Genomic DNA, 15,400 nt, shown 5'->3' with positions numbered 1-15,400 from the left:
TCTTATTTGCGCATACGGAACTCTATAGTCTTATCGCCTACAAGGTTTTTGATAAAATGTGTTTTTGAATCTATAACGAGTATTAAGCCTAATACAACGATGATAACAACCAGTATGATCTTGCTTTTAACATAGCGTTTGCTGGTTTGCGGTGGTGTTTTGCTTTTTACCGGAATTACTTTCTTCTTATTCGCCATAGCGTTCAAAGATCTTAAAAAAACTGTAAAGCTAGCGTGCCTTAAGTAAATTGCTCATGATCATCATGCTTTTTTCCAGTTCGTCGGGCGTGGAGGATGCGAAACCCAGTCTGGTACAATTAAATGCTGGATTACCTGGGGCATGTATGTTGCCGTTGGAGAAATAAAGCCCTTTCTTTAATGCTTTAGCTGATAAATCATGGAGATCTATTGCCGGATCAAACTTCGCCCAGATGGCCATTCCGCCTTCGGGTATTTTATAGTCAACATAGTTTTGAAGTCCGTTTAATAGTTCACAAAATACATTTCGACGTTCCCGGTACATTCGTAGTGACTTGCGAAGGTGTTTCTGGATAATCCCGTTTTGGAGTAGTTCGGCAATAGCGTTTTCCAGGATAGAATCGCCCTGACGGTCTATAATTCTACGCAGCAGTGAGAGTTCTGCAATGAGGTCTTCCGGACCCACAAGGTAGCCTACACGAAAGGCAGGGGATATAATTTTAGAAAAAGAACCCGAATAGATGACCATACCTGATGGATCTACACTTGCTAAAGGCAGCAAAGGCTTGTTTTCATAATGAAAATCGTAATCATAATCGTCTTCAAACAAGATGAAACCATATTGATGTGCCAGCTGTAACAAAGCAATACGGCGGTCGGCACGCAGGGAAACCGTTGTTGGATAATGATGGTGGGAAGTGATATATAACATGCGGATGGGCATTTTCTTGCAGGTAGCTTCAAGGGCATTGATATCAATCCCAGCTTCGTCAGTGGGGATTCTGATCATGCGCGCACCGGCCTGTTTAAAGTTGACATCTGCACCAGACCAACTTAAATCTGTAACGGCCACAAGATCGCCTTGCTTTAACAAAACTGTACATGCAAGATACATGCTCATCACGGTTCCTCTGGTAATCAGGACATTGGCTGCGGTGGTTTGCATGCCTCGTGTCTCATTTAAATAAGATGAAAGTGCTGTTCTCAGATTCGCGGCTCCGGCAGGGTCTCCGTAACCAAGTCGGCTATAGGGGTTTCCTAAGGCCATCTGACTGCGGTAAGCGCTTGAAAGTTCCTGCAGTGGCGCAATACGGGCATCGGGAAGGCCGTCATCCAAATGATATCCATTGTCCGGTAAAGTCAGTTCACGCTGTAAATGTGGCATTGTGACAAATGCAAATCCCGCATGTTTTAAAGCATCTTTTCCCAATGCAGAGCAATCGCCCAGCGTACGCTGATTGATTTTCGGAAGTTGGGTTGCTACGAAGGTCCCGCTGCCCGGTTTGCTTTCTAACCATCCTTGTACTATCAATTCGTCGTAAGCACGGATTATAGTTTTCCGATGGATGCCCAGCTGAGCTGCCAGCGTTCTGCTAGCCGGTAATTGTTGTCCGCTTTGCAAGGTACCAGAATTAATCAGTGCCATCAGCTGACTGGCCAGTTGAAGGTAAACTGGCTGTGCTGAGTTTTTATCAATATCAAGACTGGAGGACAGGTATTGCATTATTATTGGACTACCGTAATTGTTTAAATTGGATGATTACAGTGATCCAATAAAGGTACATTTTTGTAAAAAATAAAAGCAATGTATATACCTAAAAATTTCCTGGTAACGGACCAGAACGAGGTGATTGAATTTATGAAGCGGTATAGTTTTGCTACAATGATATCAGTAGAAGATAAGCTGCCTGTTGCAACACACCTGCCATTTGTGATATCCGAGCGAGGGGAAGACATCATGCTGACCGCTCATTTTGCCAGGGCAAACACACAGTGGGAGCGCATCACTGAGGGAGATGTCCTGGTTATTTTTACTGAGCCACACGCCTATATCTCACCAAAAAATTATGATCATGAACGGAATGTACCCACCTGGAACTATATCGCAGTGCATGCCTATGGTACGGTAAAGTTATTGCAGGATGTGAAACAGACGCTAGATGTGCTGGAGGCTACTATTGTGAATTATGAATCAGGCTACAAAGCCCAGTGGGATCGCTTTGACGAATCCTACAAGCTCAAGATGATCAAGGGCATTGTTGCCTTTGAGCTAACAATTACAGATTTACAGGCAAAGAAAAAGCTTAGTCAGAACAGAACGGAAACCGAAAAAACAAAAATTATAAGTGATCTTTCACAGCGTGAGTCGAGCCATGAACGTGATCTTGCCAACTTCATGCGTAAATAAATATAATATATGATACCTAAAATTGATAACGTTATCCTCGAAGATGACGTAGTGCGCTTACAACCTTTGGAAATAAAAGATTTTGAACACTTGCTGCCATTTGCACTTCATGAACCGGAGATCTGGAAGTTTTCTCTCGTGGCCGTGGCGGGCGAGGACACATTACGTACTTACATTGAAACTGCAGTAAAAGAACGGGATGCAGGCACTGAGTATCCCTTCGTGGTGTTCGACAAGCGTACAAACCGTTATGCGGGAAGTACCAGGTTTTATGATATCCAGCTTGAAAAAGGAAGTTTACAGCTGGGGTATACCTGGTATGGCAAAGATTTTCAGGGTACGGGGCTAAATAGGCATTGTAAATTCCTGCTGTTACGTTATGCATTTGAAACTTTACAAGTGGAACGGGTGGAGTTCAGGGCAGATAATAACAACGTAAAAAGTATTGCAGCTATGAAAAGTATTGGGTGCACAGTTGAAGGGGTGCTACGGAGCCACATGCCTACAAATGTTGGCGGTCGTAGGGATAGCATTATCCTAAGCATCTTGAAATCGGAATGGGAACAAACAGTTAAAATGAATTTGTTTGCTAAGTTATAACGGTTAAATTTTCAACTTAAATATCAGGCCTGTTCCGACGGTTACAGGATGTGTTTCGATTAATAGACCGTTGTTTACGGTGCGCGTAGGATCATAATATTTCCCCGAGACATACCAGATTACACGTGGACTGATTTCGTAGTTTAAGTTAAGACCATAGACCAGACTTTTTTGTTTGTACCATTCTGTGCCTTTTTTTGACAGTCTGATATCGGATATTCCGAAGGATGTTGAAAGTGTTATCGGATGGCCTGACTTGTTTAACTGGATGTTGTAAATCAGACTATAGCTGGATTCATAGTTTTTCAGTCCGCCAATACCATAGTTGCGCATACCCTCCAGTTGCAAGAAAAGCTGGCTTTTTTGGATCAGGCGTATCTGCGTGCTGGAATAAAACCCATAATTGCTCAGCGGACTGAGAGACCGTCCTAATGCCGGTTGATCACCATCAATGCTGAATGGCAGGCTGGATAAACCTACAGCTCCGCGGAGATTGTCGTTGGTAACAAAGCTTCTAAAAGCTTCCATGAAACGGTTTTTGTTTTTAATGAAATTTTTAGGAGGCTCACTAGCCTCAATCTTGGGGATAGTAACAGTTGCAAATGGTGTTGTAGAAATTGAGGTGCTTGCAGGTGCCGAAAGCCCCTTTGGATTTTGGATCTTAACATCCTCCATCATATTTGGCAGGATATCGGCGTAAGAAAAAGGCTGTACGTCATTGAGCTCAATCGCACTTGATTTAAATTTTGAGGTTTTAAAAACATCAAACTTGTTATAATGTGTGATGATATTGGTTTCTGTAGCATCGAGATACCATTTGTCACCTTGCTTTTTGTAATCAATTACATTGGTGCTTTTGTCTATTCCAATAACAAAAGACTGTTTAATATTGTAATTGGTGACGGTGATCTTGACGAATGCATAGCTGGCGGTATCTATGTAGATAGTTCCTGCATCTCCAACTTTTTGCGTCGAAAAGAAGTTGATTACATATACACGGGTGTTATTGATCCAGTCTTTACCATTTACAACAAATTTGAATTTGGTCGTATTAGGTGTTAACAGTTCATTTTTTGAATGCACAAAATCTTTGTAGGCTATACTTGTATAGCCTGAAACCCAGCGTAGGGCCGGCTTGTTATTGGGATCGAAGGCAAGTGTGTCTTTTTTATGAATTAGCGAGACATCCGGGGATTTTTTGTTTGTATATCCTGGATAATAGAGCCTCATTACGGCATCACTTTTATAATAATAGGTATCAGTGACACTGTCTTTGGCCGAATTTATAATCCGAAGATTACCAGTCAGGATAAAATCTTTGATTGGATAGTTCTCCGGTATTTTTCGGATGGCTTTGTTAATGATGCTTTCTGTTTTGACAGAAATAACAACTTCGTTCAAAGCCGTTGATGATGGAACGAGTGCAATATTTAAATCTTTATCGGCAAAAGCTACGGTTCCCTTTTTATAACCTACACTGCTAAAGGTAACACCATGTTGCTGCACAACATCCTTTTGAACGAGAATAACATATTTACCCTCAGAATCGGTTGAGGTTCCATATTGCCCGATCTTGACCGATACCCCTGAAATTATTTTCTTCGTTTGCTGATCGGTGACACTTCCTTTAACTGTGATCAACTGCGCCATAACTGGTGCACTTAGAAACATAATGCTGATGCAAGTAGCTAACACTAAACGCAGGTAATACGCAGGAAGGTCAGCTGCATTAGATTGAGAGCAGGAAGTTAATTTAGACATTGAGATACTTTTCTTCCAATATAGTTCTTATCAACTCGATTCCATTGTCTTTAACAGATTTTAACTTTTTTATTAGATAAATTGGATTGCAGCTATGCGTTTTTATTTTTCTGTTGGTAATAATATATTTCTTTTCATTTTCTGAGTTAGCAAGTAGGGCATGTGATCAGGCTTCCTCGATTTAACAAGTTTTCGAAACTATTGGGACGGAACGGAGTTATAGTCACAACTACAATCAAACAAATAAAACGTATGGCCGAATTAGATGTACAACCAAAAAAGAAGAATCCAATTGTGTGGATAATATTAGTGCTGATAGCGCTGGCACTGCTATTTTTCCTGATGCGTGGATGCAATGAATCAAAAACAACAGGCCTTGCAGACACAACAACCAGGGATACGCTGGCAAAAACGGTAGTGGATTGGAATCAGGTAGATTTTAACACACCAGATACCACCTACGAGGAAGTAACGGATACTGGAATAGTAATCCGCAGCACTTCAAAATATACTATTTATGGTATAGGAGAAAATATCCTCTTTGCAAAAGATCAAAGCGAGATCCAGCGTGCCGCTGATGTACAGCTGCAACAAATTGCTGCCTCACTGAAAAAGCGCTTTAATGGTGCATCGTTGGCAGTGTATGGAAATACCGATGCGACAGGTACCGCTGAGCACAATAAGAAGTTAGGCGCTTCCCGGGCTGAGGTGGTTAAAGACTGGCTTATTCAAAATGGATTTTCTGCAGATTTAATTACCGTACAGTCCAAAGGGGAGTCAGATCCAGTAGCAACAAATGCGACGGAGAAAGGCAAAAAATTGAATAGGAGCGTTGAAATAGTAGCGCTTGCTGCCAAATAGAATTATTAACGAAAAAAAATGAAGTCATGGGACTAGAAGAAAATAGAAGTGCACGCCTGCAGGAATTAAGTGGAAGCGACTTTGAGATTGCAGATCATCAACCGGATATAATTGGCTGGGAGATTTTCGATTCAGCAGGTGATTATATTGGTGAAGTGGAAGATCTGATCTTTGATACTGAATCGCGTAAAGTGAGGTATATCATCACAGACCTTGATGGCTACGAGCTGGACGAGGAAAAATATGTGCTAATCCCTATAGGCCTCGTTACTTTACATGAAACAGAAGACGAGGTATTGTTAACGGAAGCAATCGCGGCACATTTGCCATCGCTGCCTGAATATGTTAAAGGCGAAATCACACCCGGTCAGGAGTTACAGATTCGCGAAATCCTGGTGGGAACAGCAGAACACGTAGTTGCAGTAATGAATGATTTACAGAATCAGGACGATTTCTACAACCACCGCCATTTTATCGACAGGGGTTACACGCGCAAGCCGTTGGATTAATTCGATAAGTATACATTTTTTTAAAAAGAGGGGAATTAGCTTGGAAAGGCAATTCCCCTCTTTTTTTATTCCGCTGATTCAAACGCTATTGAGTGATTTTTAAAATTTTCCCGTAACCAATGTTTTTTATTTTCGTCTATAAGATATATCCTTTATATTATGAATCTTAAGCAACTCTCCCTGTTAGTCCCATTTATTGGAATGTTATCTACCTCCGCAGTAGCCCAGCAAAATAATGTCTCTGATAGTGTTGATGTCTTTCTTAAGAATAAGATGGAGCAGCGACATATTCCGGCTTTGCAAGTATCAATTATTCGCGGTGGAAAAGTATTAAAAAACACTACCTATGGCGTTGCTAATCTAGAATATAACATCAAGGCAAGTGATGAGAGCATGTTTTCTGTCAATTCTATTACCAAGGCTTTTGTTGGAATTGCGGTAATGCAACTTGTCGAGGCTGGCAAACTGAAAATTACAGATCCTGTTTCCAAGTATATAGATAGTTTGCCAGACACCTGGAAGAAGATTACACTTCAACAGGTACTAACGCATACCTCAGGACTTCCGGATATTATGACGCCTGATGAGCAGGTGATGGGAAAAGGACTGGAATCAATGGCGATGGCTGAAGTGAAAAAGCTGCCGTTGGAATTCGCTGTGGGAGATAAGTTTAGCTATAACCAAACGGGTTACGTTTTACTGGGTCAGATCATCACAAAACTCAGTGGTATGCATTTCACCAAGTTTATTGAGGAGCGGCAGTTTAAAGTTGCAGGCATGAAGCTGACACGCTTTGGCGATTCCTTTGATGTGATACCAAATTATGCAGGTGCCTACCGGATGACAAAGCAGCTGGGCGATGATTACATAAGAACTAAAACACCTGGGATCGGTTACATGCAATTTCCGGAATTCTTTAGAACCGCTGCGGGTATTCTTTCTACATCGACAGATATGGCAAACTGGATTATTGCATTGAAAACAGGTAAGTTACTGAAGGAAAAAAGCAGCATTGAAGCCTTATGGACACCTGCGATATTGAACAATGGTAAAGTTGGTGGCTTTAACAGGCTTACTAATGGCTACGCACTCGGTTGGCCTACGGTAACCAGGGAAAAACATCCTGCGGTGGCTCCTGTTGGAGGTGGCCGCTCTGCGGTGTTCGTTTACCTGAAAGATGATTTGTCAATTGTTGTGCTCACAAACCTGATGGGGTCAAATCCAGATCAGTTTATTGATGCGTTGGCAGGTTTTTATATTCAGGACATTCGGACAAGCTTTCCTACCAAATAACCTGATTTACTTAGGCTTAACTAAGCACCATGTTGTCATGCAACGGATGTCTTGCACATTCGTTGTTTTAATGGGCTCAAAAAGTTCTGCGCCTAGTTTTGTGATGTAATACTGTAGTATTTCATAATTTACGAGATAGCGTACTGAGCCGTCGGGAAGTAGGTATTCGCCTTCACTAAGTGGTTTTACCTGATCCTCAATTCCGATGTCAGAGGCAAGTCTTGCGAAGAAATAACCCCCGGGTTTGAGCACACGCCAGGCAGATTGCATCATGGCATCAAACTGCATGTGACTTTTTGCAAAATGTAATACAGCACTGCAGATTACAAGATCAAAAAAATGCGTATCAAAAGGTAAGTCCTCAGCAGTAGCAACGACAAAGTTATCCGTGTCATTGGCGGGTGCTAGTTCCATGGATAGCTCTTTAACATGATCTATCGCGGTAGGATTTGTATCGACCCCAAATACCTCATAATCATTTTGCAAAAAATAGGGGAGGTTACGGCCGCCGCCAACGCCGATATCAAGTACACGCTGACAGGTGTCAAATCTTCCTTTAAGAAGTTGATCGAACAAATATATGTCGATATTGCCATACAGCTGCTGCAGATTGTTTTTTCGCATAGTGGTTAAATATACAATTTTTGGGTATACTCAGCTCGTAGAAACTTAACCTCAAGGTATATCCTTAAAAGGACTAACAGGATCCATATTAAAACATTTTCTCCGGTTTAGAGTTATAGGACAATTCCACTATTAATTCTGAACTGATTTGGCCTCCTACAAACAAACTCATAGCGTTAAAGGATTTAACGTTACAAGATTATTATTAATACTTGGCCTTACTGCACTTTTAGCCTGCGAGGGTTATTTTGGCTATCGTTTAAATACGCTTTCAGATCAGCAGGAGCAGATCAAGGAAGATTATTCTAATATCAATAACATCACTTTCGGACTGTTTTCTGTTGATCAATGGCATGATGAAGTTGCTGGTATTATCAATCACCAGGTACGGAATTTTACGATGACTAAGCAGCAAAAAAAGCAGCTCCAGACAGAAGTTGAAGAAATCATTCTGGCATTGATTAATAAAGCGCAGGCCTTGCTTGATAAACCAACAAAGTCAGTAGGAGGAAAGCTAAAAAAATTCGCTGTAAAAACTTTCGTAGACACCGACAAGATCAAAGCGCAGGTGCCGGGTTTTGCCAGGAACATTATCGCAACTATTGATAATCCAAAAAACAAGAAGCAGCTCAGTACATTGGCTATGGGCAAATTTAGTGCTGTCGAAAAAAGTAGTGCTATAGATAGCGCGATCTCTGCGAAGAATGTAGAAATCAAGAAAATGTACCGGAAATATCATGTGTCTACAGACGACAGCTTAAATGAAAAGCTCACTGCTTCTCTTGATAGCATTCGAAAAACCACTTACAATTATTCATTTGGTATGCTTGGCTGTATTGTGATTGTATTATCGCTATGGTGGATTTTCAGGAAGCGTGTTGATTTGCATGCAACACTTTTTGTGATGTCGCTTATGTTTGCCTTTATCCTATTGGCAGTGGGCTTAATGGCATCAATGATAGAAGTTGACGCAAGGATCAAATCCCTGGACTTTGTGTTATTAGGTGAACATGTTGTATTTAAAAACCAGGTGTTATTTTTTCAGAGTAAAAGTATCCTCGATGTAGTGCACGTATTGATTACGCAACCTGCTGTTGATTCTATATTAGTGGGCGTTTTAATTCTTGTGTTCAGTATATTATTTCCAATCATGAAATTAAGTTCCACTGGTATTCACCTGCTGAGTAAAAAGAAACTTGCCGAGAATAAGATCATCAAATACTTTGCATTTCAATCTGGTAAATGGAGCATGGCCGATGTAATTGTGATCGCGATATTAATGGTTTACATAGGTCTTAATGGACTATTGGAAAGTCAGCTTTCAAGTCTCAATATTAAAAGTGATGCCTTAACCATTATCACGACTAATAATACTGCGCTCCAACCGGGGTACATCATATTTATCAGTTTTGTTCTCTATGGGCTGACTTTATCTACCATATTGAAATTTATAACACCACATGATTCGCATTAATTGCCAGCAATAAAAGGTTCAAAATTGTAATCTAATTCGTAGACATTGACAACTCAAGACACAACAAAGAAGTTTAAAAATAGCGGCCTGGCTAACGGCATTCTTATCCTTGGATTAAGCATTTTGCTTTTTGGGCTAGCTTATTCAGGTTATCATCTGTATGCGCTTTCTACTGAACGCGAACAGATTAAGGAAGATTATAGCATGGCTAATAATATTACGTTTGGTCTTTTCTCAGTCGACCAGTGGCGCGATAGAATTGTAGCTGTGGTTGATGGGGAAGTACAGGATTTTAGTATGACCAAGGCTCAGAAAAAGGCCCTGCAGAAACAGGTGGAGAAGCAACTTCACGGTTTAATCACTACTACAATGGCTGATATCAACAAGCCGCAAAAATCTTTGGGCGGAAAGCTGAAGAAGCTGGCGGTAAATACCATTGTAAATGCCGATCAGATCCACGCACAGGTGCCTTCATTTTCGAAGACTATTATTGATAAGGTGAATAGTCCGAAAAGCCAGGCCAGGCTTAAGAATATTGCCTCCAGTAAGGTTGACCAGCTTGAAAAAGAAACTTACGATAGTACAAGTGAGGCTAGTACAGCCGTTACAAAGAGCCTGTTTAACAAGTACCATGTTGCCAACACAGCAGCATTTAATAAACAGATCAATGCCAAGTTGGATTACATACATAAGATTAGTTACAATTATTTATATGTGATGTTAGGCTGTGTTGTATTTGCACTCTGTTTGTGGTGGCTTATGCGGAAACAAGTTCAGTTGCAGACTACACTTTTTGTGATGTCGCTATTATTCGCGCTCGTTCTACTGACCGTAGGGGTTACTGCATCTATTATAGAAGTTGATGCGCGAATTCAAACTTTAAATTTTTCCCTTCTTGGTGAAAAGATCACATTTGATAATCAGGTGTTATTTTTTCAGAGCAAAAGTATATTAGGAATTGTAGAGGTCTTGATTAAGCAGCCAAAACCGGACTCAATTGTTGTAGGGGCTTTGATTTTGCTCTTTATTATTATTCTGCCTATGATCAGGCTTATAGCCAAAGGAATTCATGTTCTTGGAAAAAGAACATTTGCAGATAATAAAGTGATTAAATATTTAACTTTTGAATCTGCCAAATGGGATATGGCTGATGTAATGGTTGTCGGGATTTTAATGACCTATATTGGTTTAAATGGAATTTTGAAAAGTCAATTGTCGAATTTAAATATCCACACCAATGTACTAACGACCGAAACGGCCAATTACAGTACACTGCAATTTGGATATTTTGTGTTTGTGGGTTATGTGGTTTTTGAAACGATTTTATCCCGTATACTTAAACGAATGACGCCGGAGGAGGTAGCTTAACTCCATTGCATATTTAGTTACACGGCAGAGATATGCCGTGTAACTTTGTTAATTATTCTTTATTCATTCTGACAATTCTTGGACGAAATTTACCTTCGATATGAATCAACGCGTGTTGAGCGGCAATAACGGTTTCTATATCCTTATATGCCGAAGGATTTTCTTCAACCGTTCCGCCAATCAAACTTACATTCGCATTAGCCAACATCTTTTTCATAGCTGAAACCGTCATATTATCTTTAGCTTTCTGTCTGCTCATCGCACGTCCGGCACCATGCGATGCAGAATTCAAGGAATTTGGATCTCCTTTACCAGAAACAAGGTAAGCAGGTGTGGTCATGCTTCCCGGTATGATGCCCAACTCGCCTTTGTGAGCAGGGGTTGCACCTTTTCTATGAATAATAGCATGTCGGCCATCTGCAAGTGTTTCTTTCCATGCAAAGTTGTGATGATTTTCAACAAGTTGTAAAGCACTTAATCCAAGTGATTTCAGGAGATTGGCATGAATGCGATCGTGACAAGCCTTCGCATAGTCGCCGGCAAGTGTCATAGTCAACCAATACTCTTGCCCGGCTTCAGAATCCATGTCCAGCCAGGCTAATTGCTGTGCATGCCGCGGAAGCTTACACGAATTCATAGCAATTTGCGTGTAGTGCCTCGCTATGGCTGATCCCAGTCCGCGACTGCCCGAGTGACTTAGCAGTGCTATATACTTTTTTGCCGGTAACCCCAGCGTATTTCCAGACAAGAGTTCTATCTCGCCAAATTCAACAAAGTGGTTTCCGCTGCCCGAGGTCCCCAATTGTCTTGCGGCTTTGCCACGTAGTGGTTTCAAAAATGGTATTTCGTTAAAGATTGGACTATCCAATACTTCGTGTTCCTGTCTGATCTCCAGACCGCCTTCCATGCCAAAATGCGTATGATTTCTTAGTGCCTGTTTGATCTGATAGTCAAATCTGCTTAAGAAGCTATTACTTTCATCAATAATCGACAGTGCCATCCTGCATCCAATATCCATTCCTACCGCATAGGGAATAACTGCATTTTCTGTTGCCAGTACTCCACCGATTGGTAAACCAAAGCCCATATGTGCATCGGGCATTAGTGCAGCCTGGAGACTCACTGGTAGCAAATTGGCCACTTCCATTTGTTTCTTCGCTGATGCCTCAATACCGTTGCTGCCATAGGTTTTGCAGAATACCGGTTCTTGCTTTAATTCATACGCCTGGAAAGTAGGCTGCTCTTTCTTCCCGATTATCTTTTCTGCAATTTTCGCCGTTAGCTCATTCTCCAGAAATGATTCAGGATTAAGCATTATTTGTGCAAGTAGCTCCAGTAGCTGGCTTTTACTATGATGTTTGAAATTTTTTGTGGCTATCCCAATTACAAGGCTTCTCAGCTGATCATTGTGATACCCAATTTTACTTAAATCTTTTGTTTTTAAATTGCCCATGTGGGTGTGTGTTTATAAGTCGAGATAAGCTTCCTTTGAGCAATATCTCGGTTTGTTTTTTAACTTGTTAATATATTTTTGACGCTCGTAATACCGATAGTACCAACTATAGCTCTTGCCGCGTGTTAGCAAATTAATACGTGGCCACAGATCGTAATTCTTGATGTGATTAGCGATGACTAAAGATTCACTTTTGAGGTCAGCATCCATCAGTTTTACGTGTGTAACGATATGCGGAATAACCTTCAAAGTATATCGCCAAGGCTCCGAAAAAACATAGTTAACCTTAATGTTCCTCGAATTTGAATCAATAGTTTCTACGCGGATAAAGCACGACTTTTCCTCGTCGGTCAAATTAGCTTTGTTTGCATTCCATTTGTGAGCTGTAAACTCCTGTAGTAATTGTTCCATCTCTTTAAAAACATAGCGGCATTTACGGCGTTTTTTTCGTTTGAATGATTTATCATGGTGATACGCTACAGTGTTGATTTTACTCAGCAAAACTTCATAGAATTTAGCTTTGCGACTTTGCTTCATATCACCTGTCAATACAAAAGTCCGTTTCCAGCCGCGTTGATAAGGTTTGTCAATTGTCACCATAGGCATACTCCGTAGTTGCTCATCAATTTGTCTACTTCGTTTAGCTAGTTTTATTAGTTGCTTATCCCGGTCAGTTTTTACGAGTCGTTTTTTTCGGCGTGCCGTTTTGATACGGCACGACCATGCAAGTGTGTCCATTGGACTTCCATTTGATTTTTTTAAGAAATTTTTTTAGTCTCAATTCATCCTCGATGAGGATATACCCCTTTTGAGTACTCAGAAGATCCAACGGAAATAGGCAGGCAAAATAATATAAGTAGTTACAAAAGCAACCGTTTAACTATTTAATAAAACACAGGGTATGCCTGCCAGTTTAGGCAATGAGCGAAAGGGGCGATATGTAGCGTTGCTCTGTCATGATTCCTTGATATTTAAAAGATTAACAAACCAGGAATGTTGCAAATATATGATTTTATTTAAATAATTGCGTTACGGCTAATCAATTTACGCATGCAGGTTTATAGATGCCTCACGATATCAAAGCACATTGACCCTCCAATAACAATAGAAACTAATAAAACATCATGCTTTACAAAAGCCACTCTAAGTAGTCTCAGCGCTTTTCTCATGTGTTGCTCGACTGTGTTTTCTGATATGGATAAACTGGCGGCTACCTCCTTGTTTGTCATAGACTCCTCTCTGCGCATCTTAAATACCCGTCGACACTGCTCAGGTAATTTCTGTATTTCTGTGTAGAGTAAGTTTTCCAGCTCACGCGTTTCGATCAATGAAGAAGTTTGATCATCAGCTTCGCTAAAGGTGTGCTTTAAAAGGTTTTGATATTTCTGTTGCAAGATATTGCGGCGGTGCAGGTCTAGTATTTTATTCTTAAGAATCACATACAAAAAGGCCATGGCTGTATTTAGCTTCTGTAAAGAAACTTTACTGTTATAAAAAGCAATAAAAGTATCCTGTACTAATTCTTCGGCCAAACTTCTATCACGCGTCTTATCCATTGCTATAGCAAGCAGCTTCACACTGTACCTGCGATAGATCGCTTCAAAGGCATCAGTATTGCCCTCCTGCCAAAGCTGGATGAGCTGAACATCGGTCAGACTATTTAGTGGTTCGATGGGTTTTAGTATTTGGTTGAGGCTAATGTAGCTAATTGGCCGTGATAAAAAAAAATATTATGTGCAGTAACGGTTGCATGCTGGTTGTCCGTATTACCTCTATAACCAAGTGTAAATCGTGTGAAAAAGCAAATGCATATTCATCGCATCACAGAATTGCTTCGGCATTCTCGTGAGCAGGAAATGACAGATCAGGATAAGACTGAACTGGACAACTGGTTTCACCAGTTAAAGGGGGCACGTCCGGATTTAGAAAACTGGGTGGCGGAAGCAGGGAGCGAAGAGCTGCTAGCAGAAGAGCTCCTGACCCGGTTTAATCAGAAGCGTGTTAAAAAGCATCGTAGCAAAAAATATTTGTATTACGGTATAGCAGCTTCCTTAATCTTGATTTTTTCGGTCGGCCTTTTAGTCAATAAAATTGATTTTAATGCTAAACTCCCACAAGCAGCAGTATCCGTAAAGAATAACAGTGTGCCTGGGAAAAACCGGGCTATTCTCACTTTAAGCAATGGTACGCAGATCGATTTGAACGGCCAGTCTTCTGGCTTTGTTGGCGAACAATCAGGTGCCAGAATCTACAAGACGGCAGATGGTAAATTGTCCTATAATCAGAATGTGGAAACAAACGAGAAAAATTTAGTCTATAACACGCTGACTATCCCGCGTGGCGGACAATATCAGGTAGAGCTGCCCGATGGTACTAAAGTGTGGCTAAATTCAGATACCAGGTTACGCTATCCAACCCATTTTATAGGGAATGAAAGAAAGGTGGATCTTATTGGAGAGGCTTATTTTGAGGTGGCGCACAACAAGAAGATGCCCTTCAAGGTAGTAACCATGAATCAGGAAGTTACTGTGCTCGGTACCCACTTCAATGTTAAAGGTTATGGCGACGACAATGGTATTGCAACTACGCTACTCGAAGGAAGTGTAAATGTGCAAAACCGCGTTTCTGGAACAGCCAGAAAATTGGTTCCGGGTAACCAGTCTACCGTCTTAAAAAACAGCAATGCTATCGTAGTTGAAAATGTCCAATTGGAACAGGTAATGGCCTGGAAAAACGGGTATTTTATATTCGAAAATGAAGATATCAGATCGATCATGAAATTAATTGGCAGATGGTATGATGTTGATGTCGACTATAAACTTGATCAAACAAGTCGCTTTGGAGGAACTTTCTCAAAATCGGCAGATTTAAATGATTTACTAAAAAGTTTTGAGGCAATTAGTAATCTCAAATTTATCAGACAGGGAAGGAGGGTAACTGTAAGCAATTAAAGGTTATCAAACCATCAGCCTAAAAAATCAGGGAGTCGGCCAGGACCCCCTGATGACCGTCTCCAGGAGAGTCGGGTTAGGGAAATCCAGTGTAACTTAATATTAACCAAATTTAACCTAA

The 15,400-nt window shown here is 40.8% G+C and carries 15 protein-coding genes; 8 read left to right on the top strand and 7 right to left on the bottom strand.

The features are described from left to right. Positions 1-2: 2 nt before the first annotated feature. Together CLV32_RS04590 and pdxR are read right to left on the bottom strand one after the other, a co-directional pair. Positions 3-197 (bottom strand): hypothetical protein, encoded by a 195-nt coding sequence (locus CLV32_RS04590; protein WP_133552840.1) that lies wholly within the window; start codon positions 195-197, stop codon positions 3-5. A gap of 31 nt (positions 198-228) precedes the next feature. Next, entirely contained in the window at positions 229-1,701 is a 1,473-nt protein-coding gene (gene pdxR, locus CLV32_RS04585; protein ID WP_133552838.1) for a MocR-like pyridoxine biosynthesis transcription factor PdxR, read from the bottom strand. A gap of 81 nt (positions 1,702-1,782) precedes the next feature. On the opposite strand from pdxR, the gene CLV32_RS04580 reads away from it, so the two are divergent. Both CLV32_RS04580 and CLV32_RS04575 read left to right on the top strand, forming a co-directional pair. Continuing rightward, complete coding sequence (locus CLV32_RS04580) at positions 1,783-2,385, top strand: FMN-binding negative transcriptional regulator (protein ID WP_133552836.1); 603 nt, start codon at positions 1,783-1,785, stop codon at positions 2,383-2,385. A gap of 9 nt (positions 2,386-2,394) precedes the next feature. Further along, complete coding sequence (locus tag CLV32_RS04575) at positions 2,395-2,985, top strand: GNAT family N-acetyltransferase (protein ID WP_133552833.1); 591 nt, start codon at positions 2,395-2,397, stop codon at positions 2,983-2,985. 3 nt (positions 2,986-2,988) lie between these two features. Here the strand turns inward: CLV32_RS04575 and CLV32_RS04570 are convergent, their stop codons facing one another. Beyond that, positions 2,989-4,746, bottom strand: coding sequence for a carboxypeptidase-like regulatory domain-containing protein (locus tag CLV32_RS04570; protein WP_133552831.1), 1,758 nt, complete (start codon positions 4,744-4,746; stop codon positions 2,989-2,991). A 252-nt stretch (positions 4,747-4,998) separates the two neighbouring features. Between CLV32_RS04570 and CLV32_RS04565 the strand changes: the two genes are divergently transcribed. The 3 genes from CLV32_RS04565 to CLV32_RS04555 all read left to right on the top strand — a co-directional run bounded on the left by CLV32_RS04565 (position 4,999) and on the right by CLV32_RS04555 (position 7,409). Beyond that, the gene (locus CLV32_RS04565; RefSeq protein WP_133552829.1) at positions 4,999-5,607 is read left to right on the top strand and encodes an OmpA family protein; all 609 of its coding nucleotides are present in this window, start codon (positions 4,999-5,001) and stop codon (positions 5,605-5,607) included. Positions 5,608-5,633: 26 nt separating this feature from the next. Further along, positions 5,634-6,116 carry a PRC-barrel domain-containing protein gene (locus CLV32_RS04560; protein ID WP_133552827.1) on the top strand — a complete coding sequence of 161 codons (483 nt, stop codon included), beginning with the start codon at positions 5,634-5,636 and terminating at the stop codon, positions 6,114-6,116. A 159-nt stretch (positions 6,117-6,275) separates the two neighbouring features. Continuing rightward, entirely contained in the window at positions 6,276-7,409 is a 1,134-nt protein-coding gene (locus tag CLV32_RS04555; protein ID WP_133552825.1) for a serine hydrolase domain-containing protein, read from the top strand. 6 nt (positions 7,410-7,415) lie between these two features. Here the strand turns inward: CLV32_RS04555 and CLV32_RS04550 are convergent, their stop codons facing one another. Beyond that, positions 7,416-8,033, bottom strand: a complete 618-nt coding sequence (locus CLV32_RS04550; protein ID WP_133552823.1) for a class I SAM-dependent methyltransferase — start codon at positions 8,031-8,033, stop codon at positions 7,416-7,418. A gap of 148 nt (positions 8,034-8,181) precedes the next feature. Here CLV32_RS04550 and CLV32_RS04545 point away from each other — a divergent pair, with 148 nt between their 5' ends. Next, positions 8,182-9,507, top strand: a complete 1,326-nt coding sequence (locus tag CLV32_RS04545; protein WP_133552821.1) for a paraquat-inducible protein A — start codon at positions 8,182-8,184, stop codon at positions 9,505-9,507. A gap of 45 nt (positions 9,508-9,552) precedes the next feature. Further along, entirely contained in the window at positions 9,553-10,875 is a 1,323-nt protein-coding gene (locus CLV32_RS04540; protein ID WP_243732233.1) for a paraquat-inducible protein A, read from the top strand. A 52-nt stretch (positions 10,876-10,927) separates the two neighbouring features. Here the strand turns inward: CLV32_RS04540 and CLV32_RS04535 are convergent, their stop codons facing one another. The 3 genes from CLV32_RS04535 to CLV32_RS04525 all read right to left on the bottom strand — a co-directional run bounded on the left by CLV32_RS04535 (position 10,928) and on the right by CLV32_RS04525 (position 13,965). Next, complete coding sequence (locus CLV32_RS04535) at positions 10,928-12,328, bottom strand: RtcB family protein (protein WP_133552819.1); 1,401 nt, start codon at positions 12,326-12,328, stop codon at positions 10,928-10,930. A gap of 12 nt (positions 12,329-12,340) precedes the next feature. Next, a complete protein-coding gene (locus tag CLV32_RS04530) occupies positions 12,341-13,066 on the bottom strand; it encodes a hypothetical protein (protein WP_133552817.1) in 726 nt (241 codons plus the stop codon). Positions 13,067-13,386: 320 nt separating this feature from the next. After that, complete coding sequence (locus CLV32_RS04525; RefSeq protein WP_262711516.1) at positions 13,387-13,965, bottom strand: RNA polymerase sigma-70 factor; 579 nt, start codon at positions 13,963-13,965, stop codon at positions 13,387-13,389. A gap of 156 nt (positions 13,966-14,121) precedes the next feature. Between CLV32_RS04525 and CLV32_RS04520 the strand changes: the two genes are divergently transcribed. Further along, positions 14,122-15,279, top strand: a complete 1,158-nt coding sequence (locus CLV32_RS04520) for a FecR family protein (protein WP_133552813.1) — start codon at positions 14,122-14,124, stop codon at positions 15,277-15,279. Positions 15,280-15,400 lie beyond the last annotated feature (121 nt).

This window comes from Pedobacter duraquae, from assembly GCF_004362245.1.
GTDB lineage: Bacteria > Bacteroidota > Bacteroidia > Sphingobacteriales > Sphingobacteriaceae > Pedobacter > Pedobacter duraquae.
This window is presented reverse-complemented; position numbering and strand designations above follow the sequence as displayed.

What these genes read in the sequence shown, in the direction of transcription:
- CLV32_RS04550 (WP_133552823.1), bottom strand. Translation starts at nt 8,033, where the DNA reads ATGCGAAAAAACAATCTGCAGCAGCTGTATGGCAATATCGACATATAT.
- CLV32_RS04555 (WP_133552825.1), top strand. Translation starts at nt 6,276, where the DNA reads ATGAATCTTAAGCAACTCTCCCTGTTAGTCCCATTTATTGGAATGTTA.
- CLV32_RS04570 (WP_133552831.1), bottom strand. Translation starts at nt 4,746, where the DNA reads ATGTCTAAATTAACTTCCTGCTCTCAATCTAATGCAGCTGACCTTCCT.
- CLV32_RS04565 (WP_133552829.1), top strand. Translation starts at nt 4,999, where the DNA reads ATGGCCGAATTAGATGTACAACCAAAAAAGAAGAATCCAATTGTGTGG.
- CLV32_RS04575 (WP_133552833.1), top strand. Translation starts at nt 2,395, where the DNA reads ATGATACCTAAAATTGATAACGTTATCCTCGAAGATGACGTAGTGCGC.
- CLV32_RS04535 (WP_133552819.1), bottom strand. Translation starts at nt 12,328, where the DNA reads ATGGGCAATTTAAAAACAAAAGATTTAAGTAAAATTGGGTATCACAAT.
- CLV32_RS04560 (WP_133552827.1), top strand. Translation starts at nt 5,634, where the DNA reads ATGGGACTAGAAGAAAATAGAAGTGCACGCCTGCAGGAATTAAGTGGA.
- CLV32_RS04580 (WP_133552836.1), top strand. Translation starts at nt 1,783, where the DNA reads ATGTATATACCTAAAAATTTCCTGGTAACGGACCAGAACGAGGTGATT.
- pdxR (WP_133552838.1), bottom strand. Translation starts at nt 1,701, where the DNA reads ATGCAATACCTGTCCTCCAGTCTTGATATTGATAAAAACTCAGCACAG.
- CLV32_RS04590 (WP_133552840.1), bottom strand. Translation starts at nt 197, where the DNA reads ATGGCGAATAAGAAGAAAGTAATTCCGGTAAAAAGCAAAACACCACCG.
- CLV32_RS04530 (WP_133552817.1), bottom strand. Translation starts at nt 13,066, where the DNA reads ATGGACACACTTGCATGGTCGTGCCGTATCAAAACGGCACGCCGAAAA.